The organism is Roseburia sp. 1XD42-69 (assembly GCF_003612565.1).
Classification (GTDB): Bacteria; Bacillota; Clostridia; order Lachnospirales; family Lachnospiraceae; genus Roseburia_B.
On the sequence record NZ_RAZG01000014.1, the window covers coordinates 74,202 to 93,417 of the forward strand.

The 19,216-nt window shown below is 44.6% G+C and carries 24 protein-coding genes; 3 read left to right on the top strand and 21 right to left on the bottom strand.

Features of this window, described 5'->3' with window-relative positions:
* Positions 1 to 2: 2 nt before the first annotated feature.
* The 9 genes from D7Y06_RS09340 to mtaB form a co-directional block, all read right to left on the bottom strand.
* On the bottom strand, positions 3 to 1,232 hold the full coding sequence (locus tag D7Y06_RS09340; protein WP_120407541.1) for a peptidase U32 family protein: 1,230 nt from the start codon (positions 1,230 to 1,232) through the stop codon (positions 3 to 5).
* Between the two features lie 23 nt (positions 1,233 to 1,255).
* The gene (locus D7Y06_RS09345; RefSeq protein ID WP_120407542.1) at positions 1,256 to 1,900 is read right to left on the bottom strand and encodes an O-methyltransferase; all 645 of its coding nucleotides are present in this window, start codon (positions 1,898 to 1,900) and stop codon (positions 1,256 to 1,258) included.
* Positions 1,897 to 2,274 carry an endolytic transglycosylase MltG gene (locus D7Y06_RS09350; RefSeq protein ID WP_158591334.1) on the bottom strand — a complete coding sequence of 126 codons (378 nt, stop codon included), beginning with the start codon at positions 2,272 to 2,274 and terminating at the stop codon, positions 1,897 to 1,899. The genes D7Y06_RS09345 and D7Y06_RS09350 overlap by 4 nt, the downstream gene beginning before the upstream one ends.
* A gap of 28 nt (positions 2,275 to 2,302) precedes the next feature.
* Positions 2,303 to 2,743, bottom strand: coding sequence for a YlbF family regulator (locus D7Y06_RS09355; protein ID WP_120407544.1), 441 nt, complete (start codon positions 2,741 to 2,743; stop codon positions 2,303 to 2,305).
* On the bottom strand, positions 2,689 to 4,359 hold the full coding sequence (locus D7Y06_RS09360) for a ribonuclease J (RefSeq protein WP_120407545.1): 1,671 nt from the start codon (positions 4,357 to 4,359) through the stop codon (positions 2,689 to 2,691). The genes D7Y06_RS09355 and D7Y06_RS09360 overlap by 55 nt, the downstream gene beginning before the upstream one ends.
* Before the next feature lie 74 nt (positions 4,360 to 4,433).
* On the bottom strand, positions 4,434 to 4,691 hold the full coding sequence (locus D7Y06_RS09365; protein ID WP_120407546.1) for a DUF1292 domain-containing protein: 258 nt from the start codon (positions 4,689 to 4,691) through the stop codon (positions 4,434 to 4,436).
* 4 nt (positions 4,692 to 4,695) lie between these two features.
* Positions 4,696 to 5,136: a Holliday junction resolvase RuvX gene (gene ruvX, locus D7Y06_RS09370; protein WP_120407547.1), complete on the bottom strand. Its 441-nt coding sequence runs from the start codon at positions 5,134 to 5,136 to the stop codon at positions 4,696 to 4,698.
* A gap of 19 nt (positions 5,137 to 5,155) precedes the next feature.
* Entirely contained in the window at positions 5,156 to 5,419 is a 264-nt protein-coding gene (locus tag D7Y06_RS09375; RefSeq protein ID WP_199714678.1) for an IreB family regulatory phosphoprotein, read from the bottom strand.
* Between the two features lie 141 nt (positions 5,420 to 5,560).
* Positions 5,561 to 6,874 carry a tRNA (N(6)-L-threonylcarbamoyladenosine(37)-C(2))-methylthiotransferase MtaB gene (gene mtaB / locus D7Y06_RS09380; protein WP_330566420.1) on the bottom strand — a complete coding sequence of 438 codons (1,314 nt, stop codon included), beginning with the start codon at positions 6,872 to 6,874 and terminating at the stop codon, positions 5,561 to 5,563.
* Positions 6,875 to 6,983: 109 nt separating this feature from the next.
* On the opposite strand from mtaB, the gene D7Y06_RS09385 reads away from it, so the two are divergent.
* The gene (locus tag D7Y06_RS09385; RefSeq protein WP_120407549.1) at positions 6,984 to 7,214 is read left to right on the top strand and encodes an HPr family phosphocarrier protein; all 231 of its coding nucleotides are present in this window, start codon (positions 6,984 to 6,986) and stop codon (positions 7,212 to 7,214) included.
* 112 nt (positions 7,215 to 7,326) lie between these two features.
* On the opposite strand, the gene thiI is transcribed toward D7Y06_RS09385, so the two are convergent.
* The 8 genes from thiI to D7Y06_RS09425 form a co-directional block, all read right to left on the bottom strand.
* On the bottom strand, positions 7,327 to 8,505 hold the full coding sequence (gene thiI, locus D7Y06_RS09390; protein WP_120407550.1) for a tRNA uracil 4-sulfurtransferase ThiI: 1,179 nt from the start codon (positions 8,503 to 8,505) through the stop codon (positions 7,327 to 7,329).
* A gap of 31 nt (positions 8,506 to 8,536) precedes the next feature.
* Positions 8,537 to 9,691 carry a cysteine desulfurase family protein gene (locus tag D7Y06_RS09395; protein WP_120407551.1) on the bottom strand — a complete coding sequence of 385 codons (1,155 nt, stop codon included), beginning with the start codon at positions 9,689 to 9,691 and terminating at the stop codon, positions 8,537 to 8,539.
* Between the two features lie 37 nt (positions 9,692 to 9,728).
* A complete protein-coding gene (locus tag D7Y06_RS09400; protein WP_120407552.1) occupies positions 9,729 to 10,466 on the bottom strand; it encodes a 16S rRNA (uracil(1498)-N(3))-methyltransferase in 738 nt (245 codons plus the stop codon).
* Position 10,467: 1 nt separating this feature from the next.
* A complete protein-coding gene (gene prmA / locus D7Y06_RS09405) occupies positions 10,468 to 11,433 on the bottom strand; it encodes a 50S ribosomal protein L11 methyltransferase (RefSeq protein WP_120407553.1) in 966 nt (321 codons plus the stop codon).
* On the bottom strand, positions 11,420 to 12,247 hold the full coding sequence (locus D7Y06_RS09410; RefSeq protein WP_120407554.1) for an alpha/beta fold hydrolase: 828 nt from the start codon (positions 12,245 to 12,247) through the stop codon (positions 11,420 to 11,422). The genes prmA and D7Y06_RS09410 overlap by 14 nt, the downstream gene beginning before the upstream one ends.
* 106 nt (positions 12,248 to 12,353) lie before the next feature.
* The gene (locus D7Y06_RS09415) at positions 12,354 to 13,136 is read right to left on the bottom strand and encodes a hypothetical protein (RefSeq protein WP_120407555.1); all 783 of its coding nucleotides are present in this window, start codon (positions 13,134 to 13,136) and stop codon (positions 12,354 to 12,356) included.
* A 17-nt stretch (positions 13,137 to 13,153) separates the two neighbouring features.
* Entirely contained in the window at positions 13,154 to 13,630 is a 477-nt protein-coding gene (locus D7Y06_RS09420; RefSeq protein WP_120407556.1) for a GNAT family N-acetyltransferase, read from the bottom strand.
* Positions 13,631 to 13,642: 12 nt separating this feature from the next.
* Positions 13,643 to 14,203: a YdeI/OmpD-associated family protein gene (locus D7Y06_RS09425; protein WP_120407557.1), complete on the bottom strand. Its 561-nt coding sequence runs from the start codon at positions 14,201 to 14,203 to the stop codon at positions 13,643 to 13,645.
* A 382-nt stretch (positions 14,204 to 14,585) separates the two neighbouring features.
* Between D7Y06_RS09425 and D7Y06_RS09430 the strand changes: the two genes are divergently transcribed.
* Both D7Y06_RS09430 and D7Y06_RS09435 read left to right on the top strand, forming a co-directional pair.
* Complete coding sequence (locus D7Y06_RS09430; RefSeq protein ID WP_120407558.1) at positions 14,586 to 15,140, top strand: GNAT family N-acetyltransferase; 555 nt, start codon at positions 14,586 to 14,588, stop codon at positions 15,138 to 15,140.
* 161 nt (positions 15,141 to 15,301) lie between these two features.
* Positions 15,302 to 15,952: a putative ABC transporter permease gene (locus tag D7Y06_RS09435; protein WP_120407568.1), complete on the top strand. Its 651-nt coding sequence runs from the start codon at positions 15,302 to 15,304 to the stop codon at positions 15,950 to 15,952.
* A gap of 40 nt (positions 15,953 to 15,992) precedes the next feature.
* Here D7Y06_RS09435 and D7Y06_RS09440 read toward each other — a convergent pair whose 3' ends face one another.
* The 4 genes from D7Y06_RS09440 to D7Y06_RS09455 form a co-directional block, all read right to left on the bottom strand.
* Positions 15,993 to 16,565 carry a flavin reductase family protein gene (locus tag D7Y06_RS09440; RefSeq protein ID WP_120407559.1) on the bottom strand — a complete coding sequence of 191 codons (573 nt, stop codon included), beginning with the start codon at positions 16,563 to 16,565 and terminating at the stop codon, positions 15,993 to 15,995.
* Between the two features lie 6 nt (positions 16,566 to 16,571).
* Positions 16,572 to 17,522 (bottom strand): radical SAM protein, encoded by a 951-nt coding sequence (locus tag D7Y06_RS09445; RefSeq protein ID WP_120407560.1) that lies wholly within the window; start codon positions 17,520 to 17,522, stop codon positions 16,572 to 16,574.
* A gap of 5 nt (positions 17,523 to 17,527) precedes the next feature.
* The gene (locus D7Y06_RS09450) at positions 17,528 to 18,556 is read right to left on the bottom strand and encodes a sensor domain-containing diguanylate cyclase (protein WP_330566421.1); all 1,029 of its coding nucleotides are present in this window, start codon (positions 18,554 to 18,556) and stop codon (positions 17,528 to 17,530) included.
* The coding region (locus D7Y06_RS09455) for an FIST N-terminal domain-containing protein (RefSeq protein ID WP_305793773.1) at positions 18,469 to 19,216 on the bottom strand (748 nt) is incomplete at its 5' end. The genes D7Y06_RS09455 and D7Y06_RS09450, both read right to left, overlap by 88 nt.

Genomic DNA, 19,216 nt, shown 5'->3' on the forward strand with positions numbered 1-19,216 from the left:
GGTCAACACTCCTCTTCTTTCCTGCGTAAAATATCATACTGTGACAATGTTGTTCCTAAATCTAAAAATAATTTCTGCTTTGGATGGGGTGCACTCTCTAGTTCCTTCCCTTCCTCGTCCAGAATTTTTAAAACCGTAACGCTTTCATTTTCCCCGTCCGGTTTCATTACCTCAATCATTTCCCCCACAGAAAATTTATTCCGCTGCCTGATCTGGCAGAGTCCCTCTTTAAAATCTTCCACAATTCCCAGATAGGTGTACTCCTTCAGATAGGTATTGTTATCATAAATCTGTGCTTCCTCCGATGGTTTCCCAAAGAAAAACCCTGTGGTAAACTGGCGGTAAGTACAGTTTGATATCTGGCTTTTATACCAGGGCATATTCTTTTCATATAATTCCCTGGACTTCATAAAATCATCTATGGCCCTGCGGTATGTCCTTGCCACCGTGGCCACATACAGGGCCGTTTTCATCCGCCCCTCTATCTTAAAGCTGTCAATGCCTGCCTCTATCAATTCCGGCACATGCTCTATCATACAAAGGTCCTTGGAGTTAAAAATAAAGGTTCCCCTCTCATTTTCAAAGACAGGCATATACTCTCCCGGCCTCTGTTCCTCCATCAGCGCATATTTCCAGCGGCATGGATGGGTGCACTCCCCCTGGTTGGCATCCCGCCCGGTAAGGTAATTGCTGAGGAGACACCTGCCGGAATAGGAAATGCACATAGCCCCGTGGATAAATGTCTCTATCTCAAGCTCTTCCGGGATCTGTTCCCGGATGTCTCTGATTTCTTTTAAGGAAAGCTCCCTGGCGGAAACCACCCGGCGGGCCCCTAAGCTGTGCCAGAAAAGGTAGGTGCCGTAATTTGTGTTATTGGCCTGGGTGCTGATATGGACCTCTATTTCAGGGCAGATTTCCCTGGCGGCCTGAAATACCCCTGGGTCCGAAATAATCAGGGCGTCGGGGCCAATTTCTTTTAATTCCAGAAAATATTCCCTCACTCCCGTCAAATCTTCATTGTGGGCCAATATATTGGCTGTCACATATACTTTTACATCCCGGGCATGGGCAAAGGCAATCCCCTCCTCCATGTCCTCTCTTGAAAAATTTCTCGCCTTGGCCCTAAGGCCAAAGGCCTCTCCTCCAATATATACCGCATCGGCTCCAAATACAACTGCTATTTTTAAAACTTCCAGGCTGCCGGCGGGTACCAATAACTCCGGTGCTTTCATGTTATGTCCTCTTTTACTAAAAACTAATCCACTTTTGTGCTCACCGTAATCCCGTCCCCCACAGGAAGCACTGCTGTAACAAGGGATTTATGGTGGGTAATCTCATAGAGATACTCCCGCATCCTCTTGTGGATGGTCCTGTTCCTTCTGGTAACGGCAAATCTGGATTCTATAATATCTCCCTCCTGGAGCACATTGTCGGAGACCAGGACGCCGCCAGGCTTTAACCTTTTTACCACCTCCGGCAAAAAGGAGATATACTGCCCCTTCGCCCCGTCCATAAAAATAAAATCATAGTTTTCTTTTAGGGTTGGAAGTATATCCTGGGCATCCCCCTTTAACAGGGTAATCCTATCTTCCCTACCTGCCCGCTTAAAATTTTCCCGGGCAATGGGAATTCTTTTTTCATAATTCTCTATGGTGGTAATCCTGCAGGGCAGGGGATTGTACTCTGCCATAAGCAGTGCGGAAAAACCCACCGCCGTACCGATTTCCAATATATTTTCCGGCTTCCTTAAAGTTAAAATCCATTTTAAGAACTGCTGCATTTCCTTTCGGATAATGGGCACATAGTTTTCCAGTGCCTCTCTCTCTATCTCTTCTAAAAGAGGGGTATTTCCCTGCTCCAAAGAGTTGATATAGGTTGTCAGGCGTTCCTCTACTATCATTTTTCATCTTCCGTTTCTGTCTCTTCTTCCTCTTCGGCAGAGATAACCTGCATCATTTCCTTTGCAGTCATGGAGGTGGACAAGGTATATGTCCCGGGCTTCATATCATCTTTATATGCGGAGAGCATAAGCTGTACCACAAAAAGATTGGAATCCCTTATCAGTTCCTTGCTCTCTAACAAATCCCCGATTTCCTTTGCCCCCATATCAGAAGTAATCCTTACCACCTTGTCTTTTGCGTTTTCCTCTGTGGTCATGGCCTTCTCCGTAAATACCCGGTAACCAAAATCGAAGGAATACTCTCCCATGCGGTACAAAAGGAAGGCAAATACCACAAAAACGATTACGGAAAGACACACACTAAAAAATTTCATCAGAATCCTGCCTGCATCCATAGAGCCTCTACTCCGCCTCTCTTAAAGATTTTCCAATAAAATCCGCCTCAAAATCCAATTCTTCTATTAACTGCCAGTTTACCTGCTGAATCAGCCGGCAAAATGCATTCTCCGCATTTAAATACCTCCGCACCATGGCATTGTCCAACATGGAGGCAAATTCCTGCTGAAGTTTCTCTGTCTCCTCCAGCACATTTACCGTAAGGTTCTGCAGTTCGTAATTTCTCTTCCGAAATTCGTCCATCTGGGCTTTCAGCACAGGCATCTGCATAATCTCTTCCTTTGCTGAAAGATATGTCTGGTAAACCTCGCTCTGGCGGATGGCAGACACCAATGACTCTGCTGCTGCTTTCACCGGGTCGGCACTTGCCTTTCTTCTTCTGAACACATCTATTATACTTCCATAATGATTGGAATAATCATTGGTCTTCGTTTCGTTTCTCTCCATACAAATTCTCCCAGGGAATCCTTGATTTCTGTTTTAATTTTGCTCCAGTCTGTTATATTTCTGTTTGTAATATCCATCATGGTGTCGTCTAAGACCTGTTTTGCCTCATCCATTAAACTCTCGGATCCTCTCACGTAGACAAACCCTCGGGACACAATATCCGGGCCTGCCAGTATCTGCCCGGAGCCGGATTCCATGGTGAGGACTACAATGATAATGCCCTCCTCCGCCAGATGCTGCCTGTCCCTTAAGACAATATTTCCCACGTCTCCCACGCCAAGTCCGTCCACCATTACATTTCCCACATGGACCCGGCCGTTTACCTTAGCCTCCTCCTCGTTAAGCTCCAGCACGTCGCCGGAAGAGAGGATAAAGATATGGTCTTTGTCATACCCCAGTTCCTGGGCTATTTTTGCCTGGGCCACAAGATGTTTATACTCCCCGTGCACCGGGATGGAGTATTTTGGCCGCACCAGGGAATAAATCAGTTTGATATCCTCCTGGCAGGCATGTCCCGACACATGGGCATCCTGGAAAATCACATCCGCCCCCTTCATAAAGAGCTCGTTTATCACATGGGATACAGACTTCTCGTTTCCTGGAATTGGGTTGGAGCTGAAAATAATGGTATCCTTTGGCTTTATGGTGATTTTCTTGTGCATCCCGGAAGCCATGCGGGAAAGGGCTGCCATGGATTCCCCCTGGCTTCCCGTGGTAATTAATACCGTCTGCTCGTCGGGATAATTTTTAAGCTGCTCTATGTCAATCAATGTATTTTCCGGTATGTCGAGATACCCAAGCTCCGTGGCGGTGGAGATAATATTTACCATGCTCCTGCCCTCCACCACAACTTTCCTGTTGTACTTGCAGGCTGCGTTTATAATCTGCTGCACACGATCCACATTGGAGGCGAAAGTGGCAATGATGATCCTGGAATTTTTATGCTCCGCAAAAACATTGTCGAAAATTTTTCCCACTCTCTTTTCCGACATGGTAAATCCCGGGCGCTCCGCATTGGTGCTGTCGCACATCAGGGCCAAAACCCCTTTTTTCCCGATTTCCCCTAATCTTGCCAGGTCTATGGCATCCCCGAATACCGGGGTGTAATCCACCTTAAAGTCCCCGGTGTGCACCACAATCCCCGCCGGGGAATAAATGGCAAGGGCTGCCGCATCCTGTATGCTGTGGTTTGTCTTTATAAATTCCACCCGGAAGTTCCCCAGGTTAATGTGCTGTCCGTACCGCACCACTTTCCGTTTCACTTTGGTGAGCATATTGTGCTCCCTTAACTTGTGGTCAATAATTCCTATGGTAAGCTTTGTGGCATAAATAGGAACATTTATCTCTTTTAATACATAGGGAATGGCTCCGATATGGTCTTCATGGCCGTGGGTGATAAAAAATCCTTTTACCTTGTCTATATTATCCTTTAAATACGTAATGTCCGGAATCACCAAATCGATTCCCAGCATGTCGTCCTCCGGGAATGACAATCCGCAGTCCACCACAATAATACTGTCTTCATACTCAAAGGCAGTAATGTTCATTCCAATCTGCTCTAACCCTCCCAAAGGAATGATTTTAAGCTTACTGTGTTCTGTTGTTTTATGTTTCAATCTGTTACCTCCATAACTTTTTTGTGTCTTACTTTTTATTTTCTCATATTAAATTCTGATATAATAATTTCTAATTACACTTCAATATCCACGTCTTCGATTAATTCTTCAAAGATTTTCCCCAGGGCGTTTAACTCCACCTCATCTGTTACCATGGCATATGTGGCCTCCTCCTCTTTCTGGGTTATCTCTTTTAATATATAGGCATCCGCATCGCCCTCTTCATCCTCCGTGACTAAAAGATAGGTAAATCCCTTCATTTTCGTCTGCTCCAGACAGAAAAATAAGATTTCCTCCCCGGTATCCGGATCCGTAAACTTAATTTTTTCCATGCGCTTATTCCTCTTTTTTACTCTGATTTGACAGATAGTCCAGATATCCCTGCAAAATCAGCATGGCTGCAATCTCGTCCACGTATTCTTTGCGGCGCTCCCCGGTTATATTGCTCTCTGTCATAATATTGTCCGCTGCCACTGTGGTGAGACGCTCATCCCACAGTTCCACCGGAAGATTTACCCGGCGTACCAGCATATCCCTAAATTCTTTTGTTTTTTCGCACCGTTCCCCCTCTGTGCCGTTCATGTTTTTCGGGTATCCCAAAACGATTTTTTCCACACCATAAGAAGAGACAAGACTTTCGATTCTTGCCAATGTCTGCCGCAGCTTGCCGGGGGATTTCCTCCGGATAATCTCCACCCCCTGTGCGGTGATGCCTAAGGAATCACTGACTGCAACCCCCACGGTATGGCCGCCGAAATCCAGTCCCAAAATCCGCATCGCAACCTCCAATTCCCTGTTAATTTGACAATACTGAATGAATATACTCCTTTAAAACTTCTTCTACGATTTCGTCCCGCTCCACTTTCATAATCAGACTCCTGGCGTTATTATGGCTGGTAATATAAGTGGGATCTCCAGACATAATATACCCAACAATCTGGTTCACCGGATTGTAGCCCTTCTCTGTCAGCGCCTGATATACCACTGCCAGCACGTCCTTTACCTGCATCTCCGGTTCTTTTTCAACTCTAAAATATTGTGTGTTATTCAAATTCTGCATCATTTCACGCCCTATTCTCTGCTCTTTTGTTTGCTGCACGCAAAAGCACTGCTAGTAGTATTTTAATATATTATGTCCTAAAATTCAACTATGAAACGGAAAAAAGTATCGGGCAATCCCATCCTTTCTTATATTTCTTTGTCACTCTGCCAGGTAAACGCCGCTTAAAAGCCGCTTCGTTATCCTTCCTTTCACAAAGGTATTAGAAATATCCGTCTTTGATTTTACCGCCGCTTTTACATATTCTTTTGTATATCCTCCGTAATACACCTCCCCTTCCAGGAAAAAGGGCTCTTCTATTAAAATTTCCACTTCCCTGCCAAGGTAATATTCCCGGAATTCCTCTGACATTTTCTCCCCCAGGGCAATCAAATCCTGGCTGCGCCCTGCCTTTACAGGCTCTGTTATCTGTCCCTCCATCTCTGCGGCCTTCGTGCCTTTCCGCCGGGAATATTTAAACACGTGCATCTCATAAAAATGGATTTTTTCTAAAAATGCCTTTGTCTGCCCAAATTCTTCTTCACTCTCCTCTGGAAATCCCACGATAACATCCGTGGTAATTGCGGGATGTTCAAAATATTTTCTTAATATATTACAGCTCTCTTCATATTCCCCGGTGGTATACTTACGGTTCATCCGGGCTAATGTGGCATCGCAGCCGCTTTGCAGACTCAAATGAAAATGGGGGCAGACCTTTTCTATCCCGGAAAGCGCCTTTGCAAATTCTTCCGTGACAATCCTTGGCTCTAAGGAGCCTAAGCGGATTCTCTTTATCCCTGGTATCCTGGCTGTCTCTTCTATTAAATGCAGAAGTTCCTCCCCGGTATCTGTCCCATAGGAGCTTAAATGAATCCCTGTGAGGACGATTTCCTGATAACCATGGTCTGCTAACTCCTTTGTCTCCTTTAAAACATGGGAAATCCCACGGCTTCTCACCCTGCCCCTGGCATAGGGGATAATACAGTAACTGCAGAACTGGTTGCAGCCGTCCTGGACTTTGATAAATGCCCTGGTATGCTCTTTTGGCTCTGTAAGCCATAAGTTTTCATATTCTTTTGTGCACTGGATGGGCAAAACCGTCTCTATCTTCCGGTTTTCTTCCTCATAAGCCTTGAGAATATTAATAAGTTCATGTTTTTTATTATTTCCGACAACAATATCCACCGCAGGGTCTAAGAGGGCCTCCTCCTTTTTTGTCTGGACATAACAGCCTGCGGCTATCACAATCCCTTCCGGATTCTGCTTTTTCGCCCGGTGGAGCATCTGTCTGGACTTTCTGTCCGCCATATTTGTCACCGTGCAGGTATTAATTATATAAATATCGGCTTTTTCACTAAAATCTACGATTTGAAAGCCTGCTTCTGTCAACATTTGCTGCATAGCTTCTGTCTCATATGCGTTCACTTTGCATCCCAGGTTATGCAATGCAACTGTTTTTTTGTTTAATTTGCTCACATTTTTCTCCATTTTTTGTAGTAATGACTGTCCGATTGCAGTTGACTTTTATTTGGAAAACAAGTACTATAGGATTAATCAATATGTTTGATAAGGAGGTTATTTAACCATGAAAACAGTACAGATTTCTTTAAACTCTATCGATAAGGTAAAAGCTTTTGTAAATGCCATTGCTCAGTTTGAGTATGATTTTGATTTAATTTCCGGCAGATACGTTATCGATGCAAAATCCATTATGGGTATCTTCAGCCTGGATTTATCCAAACCCATTGAGCTGGCTATACATACAGAAGGAAACGAGGAGGAAGTCCTTGAGGTATTAAAACCATATCTCGTATAATTCTGTAAACCCAAAAACCAAAATTTATCTAGCAATTATTAGGCAGGGCATCCCTGCCTTTTTGCTTTCTTAAGGAAACTTTCATCCGCATTTCCCCTAAATTCCCTTTCTGTTATTCCACCCTTACCACTTCCACGGTGTCTATGGCTGTTTTTAACAATCCATCGATGCAGTCCGAAAGTTTCAGTTCCGACTTTTCAATCACTTTTATACTGGGCTTTGTCACAGGATGCTTCGCCACAAATATGGTACAGCAGTCCTCGTAGGGAAGGATGCTGGTGTCATAGGCGTCAATTTTCTGGGAAATATCTATAATCTCATTTTTGTCAAACCCGATTAAGGGACGGTACACCGGCAAAGTACACACTGCGTTTGTGGCCGCCAAAGACTGCATGGTCTGGCTTGCCACCTGGCCGATGCTCTCCCCCGTCACAAGGCCAAGGCTGCCCTCTTCCCCTGCAAAATGCTCCGCCAGCTTCATCATATACCGGCGCATGATAATGGTGAGCTCCTCGTGGGGGCACTTTTCATAAATGGCAAGCTGGATATCCGTAAAGTTTACCACATAAAGATTCATGGGGCCGGAATATTTCGCAACAATTTTCGCCAGATCTACCACTTTCTGCTTTGCCCTGTCGCTGGTATAAGGGGGGGCATGAAAATACACGGCGTCAATGGCCACCCCCCGCTTGGCAATCATATACCCTGCCACCGGGCTGTCGATGCCGCCGGAGAGCAAAAGCATGGCACGGCCGTTTGTCCCCACCGGCATTCCCCCTGCACCCTTCACTTCCACGGAATAAATGTTTATCTCCTCCCTGATTTCCACGGAGAGAAGAACCTTAGGCTCATGCACATCCACTTTCATTTCAGGAAAGGCCTCTAAAATCTTTTCCCCTAAGGCCGCATTTAATTCCATGGAGGTCATGGGGTAATTTTTCCTGGCACGTCTGGCGTGGACTTTAAAAGTGATGTTCTTGTCCGGGTAAACCTTGTCCAAGTAGGAAATCACATCTTCCGCCAGGGCATCAAAGCCCTTATCCTCCACCAAAACCACCGGGCAAATCCCTACAATGCCAAAGACGTGGGTTAGTTTTTCCATCACTTCATCGTAATCATACTCTCCCAGGGTATCTACATAAATTCTTCCCTGGAGACGGCGGACCTTAAATTCCCCCTCCGCCTCTTTTAAGGCGTACTTAATCTGTTTTACCAAAGCCTCCTCAAAGAGATACCTGTTTTTCCCCTTAATTGCTATTTCTCCGTACTTAATTAAAAATGATTTATACATACTTTCCTCCAAACAAAAAACCTGCCCTGTTTTACTTTCTTATGAATTTCCTTCGGAAGGGAATGATTTCCCCCATACATCCCAGGGCGTAATCAATCTCTTCCAAAGTCGTAGAAGGGCAGAAGCTGAACCGCACTGTGGAATCTATTAAATTTGGATTTAACCCAATGCACTGCAACGTGGAGCTGACGGCCCTTTTATTGGAAGAGCAGGCGCTCCCTGCGGAAACATACACGCCTTTCTCCTCTAAAGAATGTAACAGCACTTCGCTTTTTACGTCCCTTACACTAAGGCTCACAATATGGGGGGCGGAAGTTTCATCGATTTTACCATTTACCGTTACCCCTTCTATCTCCGTTGCCTTAGATATAAAATATTCTTTTAATTTTCTCATATGTTCCATATTCTGTCCAAGATTCTCATATGCCTCAAAGGCTGCCACTCCCAGCCCTGCAATGGCAGGGACATTTTCTGTGCCGGAGCGCATGCCTTTCTGCTGCCCTCCCCCCAAAAGTATGGGTTTTATCTTGGTCTTGTCCTTTACATACAAAAACCCGCTGCCCTTTGGCCCGTGAATTTTATGTCCGCTGACAGAGAGCAAATCTATCCCCAGCTTTTTGGGGACTATGGGAAATTTACCGTAGGACTGAATAGCGTCCACATGGAACAATGCCCCCGGAGCATATTTTTTGATCAACTCCGAAATCTCCCCCAAAGGCTGGGCCGTACCGATTTCGTTGTTTACATGCATAATTGACACCAGGATAGTCTCATTATTTAAAGCGTCCTTTAATTCTTCTAGTAAGACAAGGCCCTCCCTATCCACGTTTAAAAATATCACGTCATATCCCATGTCTTTTAAATATGCCATGGGTGCCTGCACCGAAGGGTGTTCTATGGATGAAGTGATAATCCTTTTCCCCCGGCGCCTGTTGGCGGATACGCTTCCGAAAATCGCCAGATTATTGCTTTCCGTCCCTCCGGAGGTAAAGAAAATTTCTTTTTCCTCCGCTTTTAGGGTTTTGGCAATTTTCTGCTTGGCCTCTTTGATATACTCCTCCGCTTTTACCCCCACTTTGTGGAGGGAGGAAGGATTTCCAAAATCTTCCCGCAATACCTGCACCATCTTTTCCGCAGCGTTTTTGCTGCACATGGTAGTGGCGGAATTGTCCAAATATACTTCCATGCTGCCGCTTTTTCCTTTCCAAAAATAAACTGCTGTTTTACTGCATTTCCATCTCCATCATTACCATGGACATTGCCGTGATTGCCGCCGTATCCGTCCTTAAAATCCGCTTTCCCAGGGAGATAACCTCCCCCCTGGATTTTACGGCTTCTATTTCCTCCGGGGCAAATCCCCCCTCCGGGCCTATGAGAATACTGACAGATTCTTTTCCTCTGATTTTTTTCAAAGCGGCTTTTGTACCTTCCATTCCATTTTCGTTTTCATAGGGGATCAGGCAGGCTTCCGATTGAAAGGCATAGGCAATGGCCTCTTTGTAAGACATCACCGGGTGGATGTTTGGCACCAGGCTCCGCTTGGACTGCTTTGCCGCAGCCATGGCTAAAGCCTGCCATTTCTTTAACTTCGCCTGCTGCTTTTTATCGTCCAGCTTTACCACACAGTAGCGCATACGAACCGGTATGATTTCATATACCCCAAGTTCCACTGCCTTTTCAATGACATGTTCCATTCTGTCCCCTTTGGGGATTCCCTGAAACAGGTAAATTTTCCCAGGAAGCTCTGTTGTGGCGGCCCCCGTCTCTAAAATATCCGCCTGGACGAAATTTTCCCCCACCTCGCTTATTTTGCAAAAATAATCCTGCCCCTTTTGATTGCTCACCCGTATGGTCTCCCCGGGCCTCATCCGCAGCACGTTTTTGATATGCTTTACATCCCCGCCTGTAATGGTGATAAATTCCCTGCCGATTTGTTCCTCTGTTACAAAAAACTGATACATTTTACCCGTTCTTTCTGGCTGTCACATTGACCCACTCGCCCTGATGGTTGACTTCTATGATTTCCATTCCTGCTGCCTTTATCGCATCCCTCACCTCATTTTCTTTAAAATCAATAATCCCTGAGGTGATAAAGACGCCCCCCTCCTTTAACAGGGAAGGGATAACCTTTGCCATTGGAATAATCACATCCGCCAAAATATTGGCAACTACAATATCGCTTGTCCCCACCTTACTTTGCAGTTCTCCATCGTCAATGAGGTTGCCCACATAAAAATTCCCGGACTCTGCCGGAAGATGATTGATTTCCATGTTTTCCCTGGTGGAGGTAATACAGTTTTCATCCAAATCTGTCCCCAGTACAAAGTCTGCCCCCAGTTTTAAGGCAACAATGGAAAGGATTCCGCTGCCGCAGCCAACGTCCAATACCTTTACCGGGGCATCTTTTTTATATTCTTTGATATATTTTGACAACTGACGGATACAGAGTTGGGTAGTCTCATGCTTTCCCGTCCCAAAAGAGATACCAGGGTCGATTTCTATTAAAAATTTATCCTTATCCTCCGGCTTTAACTCCTCCCAGGTAGGCTTAATTAAAATATCGTCTATGGTAAATGCATGGAAATACTGTTTCCAGTTGTTCATCCAGTCCAAATCTTCCGTGTCGCTTGCGGTAATGGTTCCCTCCCCCACATCCACAAACTGGCGCTGCTCTTCTATCCCCGCTTTCACCTGTTCTAAAATTTCCCTGTGGTCTTTCCCGTCCTCTAAGTAAAAACTTACATATCCGATTCCCTCGTCCGGGGGAAGCTCCGGGAGAAAATCGATAAACATCTCCGCCTGGTCCTGCTTTGTCAGGGGAACATTGTCCTCTATTTCAATCCCCTCTATGCCAAGATCGCTTAACATGGCGCTTAAGAAGTCCTCCCCAAGGGTTGTGGTTTTTATGGTAAATTTATTCCATTTCATCTTTTACCTCCAAAAGTACTTTTTCTATGAGTGCATTTATCTTATCCGGCGCATCGGTATTGGAATTGTGCCCCGCCCCCTCTATCCACTCCAAGGGGATTCCCGTTTCCTGATGCCAGGCTTTGCTGTACCGGATACAGGAGCCTGCCCGGTCTTTTTCCCCGCATATTAAAAGGGCAGGACAGGAAATTTTGTAAGGAAGGTCCGCCTCTATGGCTTCCGCCAGGATACGGAAACCATGGCCTGCCAGCCGGGCATATCTCCTCTTATCCCCCTGATAAACCATCATCATATGATACATCAGCTTTTGGCCGTATTTTGATGTTGCCACTCCTTTTGTGCCGGTTTTTAAAAGAGATTTCCAGGGGTAATACCGATATACCGGCTCCATTTTTTTCAGAAGCCAGATTTCTATCCCCGTTGCAAATTTTCTCTGTAAGGGCGCAGAGTCAATGGACACAAACCCTTTTAGTTTCTCTGGAAATAACTGGGCATAGGCCTGCCCCACATATCCCCCCATGGACTGGCCCACAATCACGGGATGATAGATATCTTCCTTTTTAAAAATCTCATCCAGCCATCTTGCTTTATCCATCAGGGTAAAATCAAATTGAAAAGGCCAGGATTTGCCGTGGCCGGGGGCATCCCAGACAAATACATGGTAATCTTTAAAATATTCTATCTGTTTTTCAAACAGCCTGTGGTCTGCGGTGAGCCCTGGCAAAAATACCAGGGTCAAATTGTGTTTTTCCGGCTTCCCACTGACCCAATAGTGGATATCACCACATGGCGTTTCAAATGTCTTTTCTGTCATTAAAAGCTCTCCTCATTTATATAGGATTTCTCAAAGTCTATTTGAAACCCCTTTAAAGATTCTCCCATAAATTCCAGTGATTCGCAAGACAAATTTTTCCACTCATTTATAGATTTTCATCAGTAAACAAGTCTTCGATACTTTCAGCAGGTATGGAATCTCCTGTAAACATAATGGGTCCATTCTTTTTTTCATCTGTAGGTGTTTTATTCCAGGCAAACTCACAATATTCTTTTGCCATTTTGGTATACTCATACAAATTGCCGCCGGAATCTTCGTCTGTTCCTATACCTAAACCTGCATACATTACCCACCCCTGAGTGACCAATCCTTCTTCTTCCATAGAAGTTATATAGAAATTATCATTAGAAATATAATTCGACATATATTTTAAATCCTGCAACATGGTATTGGCTGTCATAATAACAAATCTTCTAAATCTGTCATCATCTATCTTTTCATCCATTTTAACTTCCCATAACCGCGAAAAGATATCTATCTTTTCCAACTCCTCTACCCTGGTTATTACATCCAGAATAAATACAGTATCCTTATTGAATTTTTTGCGTGTTATCTTTTTAACATATTTTTTCCTTTTGTGTTCAGGTATTTTACCTATTCCAAGACACAATCTCTCAAATTTTCTAAGAAACAGCCTATCTGGAATACTTGCTACAGCCTTTATGCCTTTATATATCTTTGATAACCCTTCAGCCGAATCATCAATCGTTCTTATCACCTCCACAGAATTTTCAAAAAATGCTGAATTAATAACAGCATCATATGACGATTGGGCCAATTCAAATGCAGATGTAAAAAACTCATCAAGTACATGTAAAATATTAAAAGTTTCTTTTGTTTCTATAATTTCATTCAAATTATTATCCACATGAATCCTCCATTAATTCACCGCTTATGTTTTTTAAATATTTTTCTATGCACATACATTCTTGTCAAATCCGGCTCGCCCTCTCCCTGCACCATACATAAAAACTCCCATCCGTAACGCTCATAAAAAGAAGTGTGGTCTGTTACCAGGTATAACACGTCAACCCCTTTGTCCTTCATATCTGCACAGACATGATTTAACAACGCACCGGCCACTCCTCTGCACCGCCTGTCCTCTTCTGTGTAAAGGGCACAGACATTGGGGGTAAGGTCTTTTCTGCCATGGAAATCATTTTCGATAACGCCTAATCCGCCGATTATTCTGTTTCCCTCCAGGGCCATATACCACTGGGGCACTGGTTTTTCTCCGGCCAGGCACTCTTTCATGCTTTCCAAATATGCTTCCAGGGGAATCCCCCATTTTTCATGAAACCACTGTGCCGCCCGTTCTTTTATTTCAGGCATATCTCTCAAAGGCACTATTTCATAATTCATTTGAACATCACCTCACATCGGTTTTAAATTTTTGTTGAGCCTGTCCACCATCCAGGCAATCCTCTTTTCCCGTCCGGCATCTGTCTTCGCATCAAAATATGCCCGGGTATAGGTTTTCTTTACAGATAAGGACATAGCCTTAAAATTTGTGAAGGCAGGCTCATACTCTTCCAGCAATGCGGATACCTGGGCAATTTGTTCCTCCGTAACCGCCATGGAATTTTTTGCGTTCCACTGGCCGTTTTTTTTGGCTTCCTCTATTTTCTTCCTCCCAAATTCTGTCATAAGCCCCTGTTCTTCAAGTTTTTGGGCCAATGCCTTATTTTTTTCTGACCACTTACTCTTCTCCCTGCGCATAGAAAAATATTTCTTATAGGTTTTGTCGTCGATGCTTTGCATCTGTCCGTCTATCCAGCCAAAACAGAGAGCTTCCTCCAGTGCTTCCCCCGCCTTAATTGTTTTTGGTCCGCCGGCTTTGCCGAACAAAAGCCAAATCCCCGCATCTGACTGGCAATTCTCAGAAAGCCATTTTCGAAATGCTTCCCTGTCTGCAAATTTCATCATATCCCTCATGATGCACCCCTTTTCTTCACATGACAATTCCTAAACACTCTGCAATGCCGTCTTCATCTTTACTGCCAATTCCTCTATGAATAGATTTTGCATAAAGGTATTATACTCCCCTCCGGGAAAATCAGCAAGGACAAGATATGTCTTGCTGCGGTATCATTATCCAGACATTTGCATTCTAAACTTCCACTCATGTTTCTGTTTTGCATTTTTGGCAGATGATGATTGGACAGAATAAAAGAATAAGAAAAATAAATAGAATCCTGTGTGTATTTGTGGTAATATAACAAGAAACAGATTGACGCCACTGTATTTGAACCACTCAAGCGTTGGGAGTTTGATATGGAAAACAGCATATTATAGAAAGCCAAAAGGAGGCAGGAAAATGGTATTTGAAGAGAAAAAAGTAACATTAAGGGATGGCCGTGTATGCATACTGCGGTCTGTTGAAACAAAAGATGCAAAGGACATGATTGCATATCTGCGAATTGTATCTAGGGAGACTCCGTTTCTTCTTAGAAATGAGGACGAGGCTGCATTTACCCTTGAGGCGGAGGAGCAGCTTTTAGAAAGTAAAAGAAATCACCCCCGGGAAATAATGATGGCGGCGGAAGTGGAGGGCATTCTCGCAGGTAATTGCGGAATTGTAACAAATGGCGACCTGCGGCGCATTGCCCATAGATGCGGTTTTGCGATAGCGCTCAAGGAGGCCTATTGGAATATTGGCATTGGTTCTGCAATGATGGATTATGCTTTTTTACTGGCAAAAAATATGAACTATGAACAGATAGAGCTGGAGGTGGTTGACGGGAATAACCGGGCAAAGAGTTTGTATGAAAAATTTGGATTTAAAGAAACCGGGAAAAATTTTCGCGCCCTTAAATATGACGATGGCAGTTATAGAGATGAATACAAAATGGTTAAAATTTTAGTGGAATAATCCTTGGGATGAATGAAAGCTGCAGTCACATAGGCATCCCTTACCCCCAATCAGACCTCCCACATATATTTTCTTTCTCTGGATATACTATCTCTGATATTGAATGCAGCATTATCATGTATACCTATGATCAACTTTCTCCGGAGGATAACCACACAAGAATGAAAAAGAATAACCTTCAACAAAATCTACAACAACAAAATTTACCCAGAAAAAAAGCAGTTTCCTTCCTAATCTCCCAGATGGTATTCTTCTTTTTTCTGGCTTCTATTGGCGGTTTCCTCTGGGAAATTTTGATTTTTCTCTTTCAAGATGGAATCTTTAGAAACCGCGGCTTTCTTTATGGCCCATGGCTGCCGGTTTATGGGGCGGGCGCTGTCCTCTTCTACCTTCTGCTTGGAAATCCCCTGCAGCGCATCTTGTATGCCGAACCCATCAAAAAACATCACCCGGTTACTATTTTTTTACTTTCCCTGCTGATTGGAACGCTTTTGGAATTGGCCATCGGATATTTCTTGGATACGGTCTGGGGACTTCGCTACTGGGACTATGGTGGAGCTTTTTTAAATTTCCACGGTTATATCTGTTTTTTATCTGCTCTTGGCTTTGGAATTGCAGGTACTGTCTGGATCTGCTTTCTGTCCGGTTTTATCACCAGGCTGTGGCTGAAACTTCCCCTGCCTTTCAGAAATACCATGAATACAATCCTGCTTCTGGCTTTTGCAGTGGACTGTGCGGCTGCCCTGATTATCCCAAATGTGGGAAAAGGAATTACCTTTTCCTATAATATAGGCACTCTCTTTCTTGTTTAAGAAAAGCCTGTGATTTCTATAAAATCCGGCAAAATGTAACTTAGCTCTGTACAAAATCTCCTATTTTGCCAAGTAGTTTCCCAACACTATGGTACATGCCGGAATAAATTACAGGGTCAAGTTTTGTAAGATTCACATCAAAAGTATCTTTGCAGTCAAGCTGCTCATCTATCTGAATATTTTTTATTGCACAGAAAAAAGTAGTGGAATTCCCGGTCTCTACAGATCGAACCACTTCACATTCATACACCCATGGACTTGCATCAAGAACGGGAATATCCACAACTTCACCCCGTGAAACTTCGTATGGAACTGCGTCTTTCTTTCCATCTTTTCCGTGATGCGCGCCAAAATAGTCCATAAGTTCAATCATATCTGTACTCACAAGGTTTACACTTAAAACTCCTGTCCTCCCTACGTTCTGTTTTGTCTTTTTCCAGCCGAACATGCTGATAACCAGCAAATAATCATCATCTTTCTCATTTGTAACGCTGACCCAGGTAATGGGGGCGAAATTGTATGTCCCGTCTTCATTGTTTGTCCCAATAATAAATGCCGGCTGAACGCACATGGAAAAATGCGTTCCCACCGATTTTCTCTTCACCGTTTTCATAAACGTTTACACTCCTTCCCCGTCAAAAGATGGAATAAAACTCTCCTTCGCCGTATCTCCCTCCTGGAAAAATCCGTTTTCCAGTCCTTTTTCTATGGCAAAATCCAAAAGAGCCTCATACTCCTCCTCCGCGACCCTGGAATTTAACTCCGGCATTTCCGGAAAAACTCCCATAGGGGTATACTGGTTCATTATGCTTATATATATGGTTTCGCCGTAAGTTTCTAACAGATAGGAAATAATTTTTTTGCTATCTTCTAAACCTCCCGGCAAAAGGAGATGCCGCACAATAGTTCCCCGGCGCATTAAAATTCCTTCCCCATCCTCCAGGGCATTATATTTTCTGCTGTCTAAACCTTCCCCGTTTTTCCCCACAAATTCCGGTTTCCCCTGCTGGCGCACCATCTCTTTTATCGCTTCCTTTGCAGTGAGAGGATAATCTTTCGCCTTTGCGTAGCGGTATGCCCTTCCACTGTCATAATATTTAAAGTCGGGAAGATAAATATCCACCAGCCCCTCCAAACACCGAAGGGTATCCGCTTTCACATAGGAAGAGGTATTGTATACCACTGGAATGCAAAGCCCCCCATCCCGCCCCCGCTGTAATCCTTTCACAATCTGGGGCACAAAATGGTCTCCCGTCACAAGGTTAATATTTTCCGCTCCCTCCTCCTGAAGCCTTAAAAATATTTCCGCCAGGTAATCCACACTTACCTCTTTTCCTGCGCCGCCCCTGGCAATGGATGCGTTCTGGCAAAAAACGCATCCCAGTGTACAGCCGGAAAAAAACACGGTGCCAGAACCGCCCCGGCCTGTAATGCAGGGTTCCTCCCACATATGCAGCGCCGCCCTGGCAATGCGCACTTTATCTCTCTCCCGGCAGGCTCCCCTTTTTCCCCCGGCCCGGTCTGCCCTGCAGTCCCTGGGACATAAGCTGCAATGGGTAAATTCCTCCATCTTACCTATAAAACCTCCACCTTGTTTTTCCCAGATTTTTTTGCTTTGTACAGCGCTGCATCCACCCTGGTACACAGGCTGTCTAAGGTATCATCCTCCGTTGTCTGGGTCACTCCAAGGCTGATGGTCTGCATCCTTACCGTGGGAAATGAAGTGTTTGCAAAACACTGGCGGATAAGCTCTGCGATAAAGGATGCCGCAGACACGTCGGTATCATGCAAAAGCAGCATAAATTCCTCCCCGCCCCATCTCCCGGCGGAAAATTTATCCGTGTAGGCCATCTCCTCATTGTGAAGGATTTTTGCCAGGGCAATAATCACCATATCCCCTTCCTGATGGCCGTAGGTATCATTCACCTGTTTAAAATTGTCAATATCAAGCATGATCAAAGAAAATTTCCTTGTACCCTCCCGGGCAAGCTCTTTCTCAATCTGGGACTGGATTTCCTTCCTGTTGTAAAGCCCGGTAAGGCCGTCTATAATCGCCGCCATTTTCAGTTTTTCATTAGCGTACTCCAGCTTTTGATTCGTCTCTTCCAGCTCCAGAGAGGTAACGCTGATAAAAGTGGCAAGACGGGACACAAGAGGCACTTTTGACAATGTTCCCCGCTCTGTCAATACAGACATGGCGGAAGCCTCTTTTTTCTCCCCTTCCCGCATGGCGGCAATGACAAGGGTAACATTGTGCTGGTTTAAATTTCCCTTTGTGCGCAAAAACTCCCCGTGGGAAAAGAAGCCACAGGAGGGGGAAATTTCCTTAAAGGGCTGAATTTCATAGGTTGGCTCTTTGGATGTCCAGAAAGTCCGTCTGGCCGCACAGGAAAAAATATGTAATATATCCGGCTGGAACTGATGAATCCTCCGGCTGTCCTCCCGGATACTCTCCACAATGGTGCTGGGGTCCCCGTAAGAAATCTGCACCAGGGAGCCTACGTCCATATCCGATGTCATGGTAATGGAGCCGTCCGCATTGCTGGCCACCGGGGTGCGCAGAATGGTGGTGCCGTTATGGTCATAAAAAAGGGGAAATTCCAGGGTATTGTAAAAAAGTTTTCATCATTTTTTATATTCAGGTACTTGTGGTACACGTCATATGCCAAAATCCCGTCCAGTTCATGGAGAATACAGCCGTCGGACTTTGTCACATGGAATTTCCTGCCCAGTGGTTTCCAGCCGGTAACTTTAATGGAATCCACATAAAAATCTTCCCCGCCGTAAAACACAATTACCACGGATTTGGAAGAAATCTTTCCCCCTTTGGAAAACACAAGGCAGTCATTGCTGGTGATATCGTCGCTGCAGGAGACGCCCCCGAAAATCTGGATATCCGGGTCTACATCCTTCATGCCGTCGCAAAACCGGGTGGTAGAGCCCTCCGGGATGGTAAAAAACATCTCTATGGCCTTAACCCAGGGATTTTTCTTCGTCTCCTCCACAATCTGCCCGGTAATACTGTCCACGCTCTCCCTGGAAAGGTCATACTGGTATATCTGAAACTGTGTGGAAGAATATTCAAAGGCCGTGCACACCACTGTAATTTCTGCAGAAAGCTGGCAGTCAATGATATTTCCGCTGGTGGAACAGCCTATGTACATTGCCTCTGGAAAAACGCCTTCTATCCCAAGGCAGACTTCACTGATTTTTTCCGGCTCTAAAACCTCAGAATATATCTGGAAAAACATATTAGAAAAATCC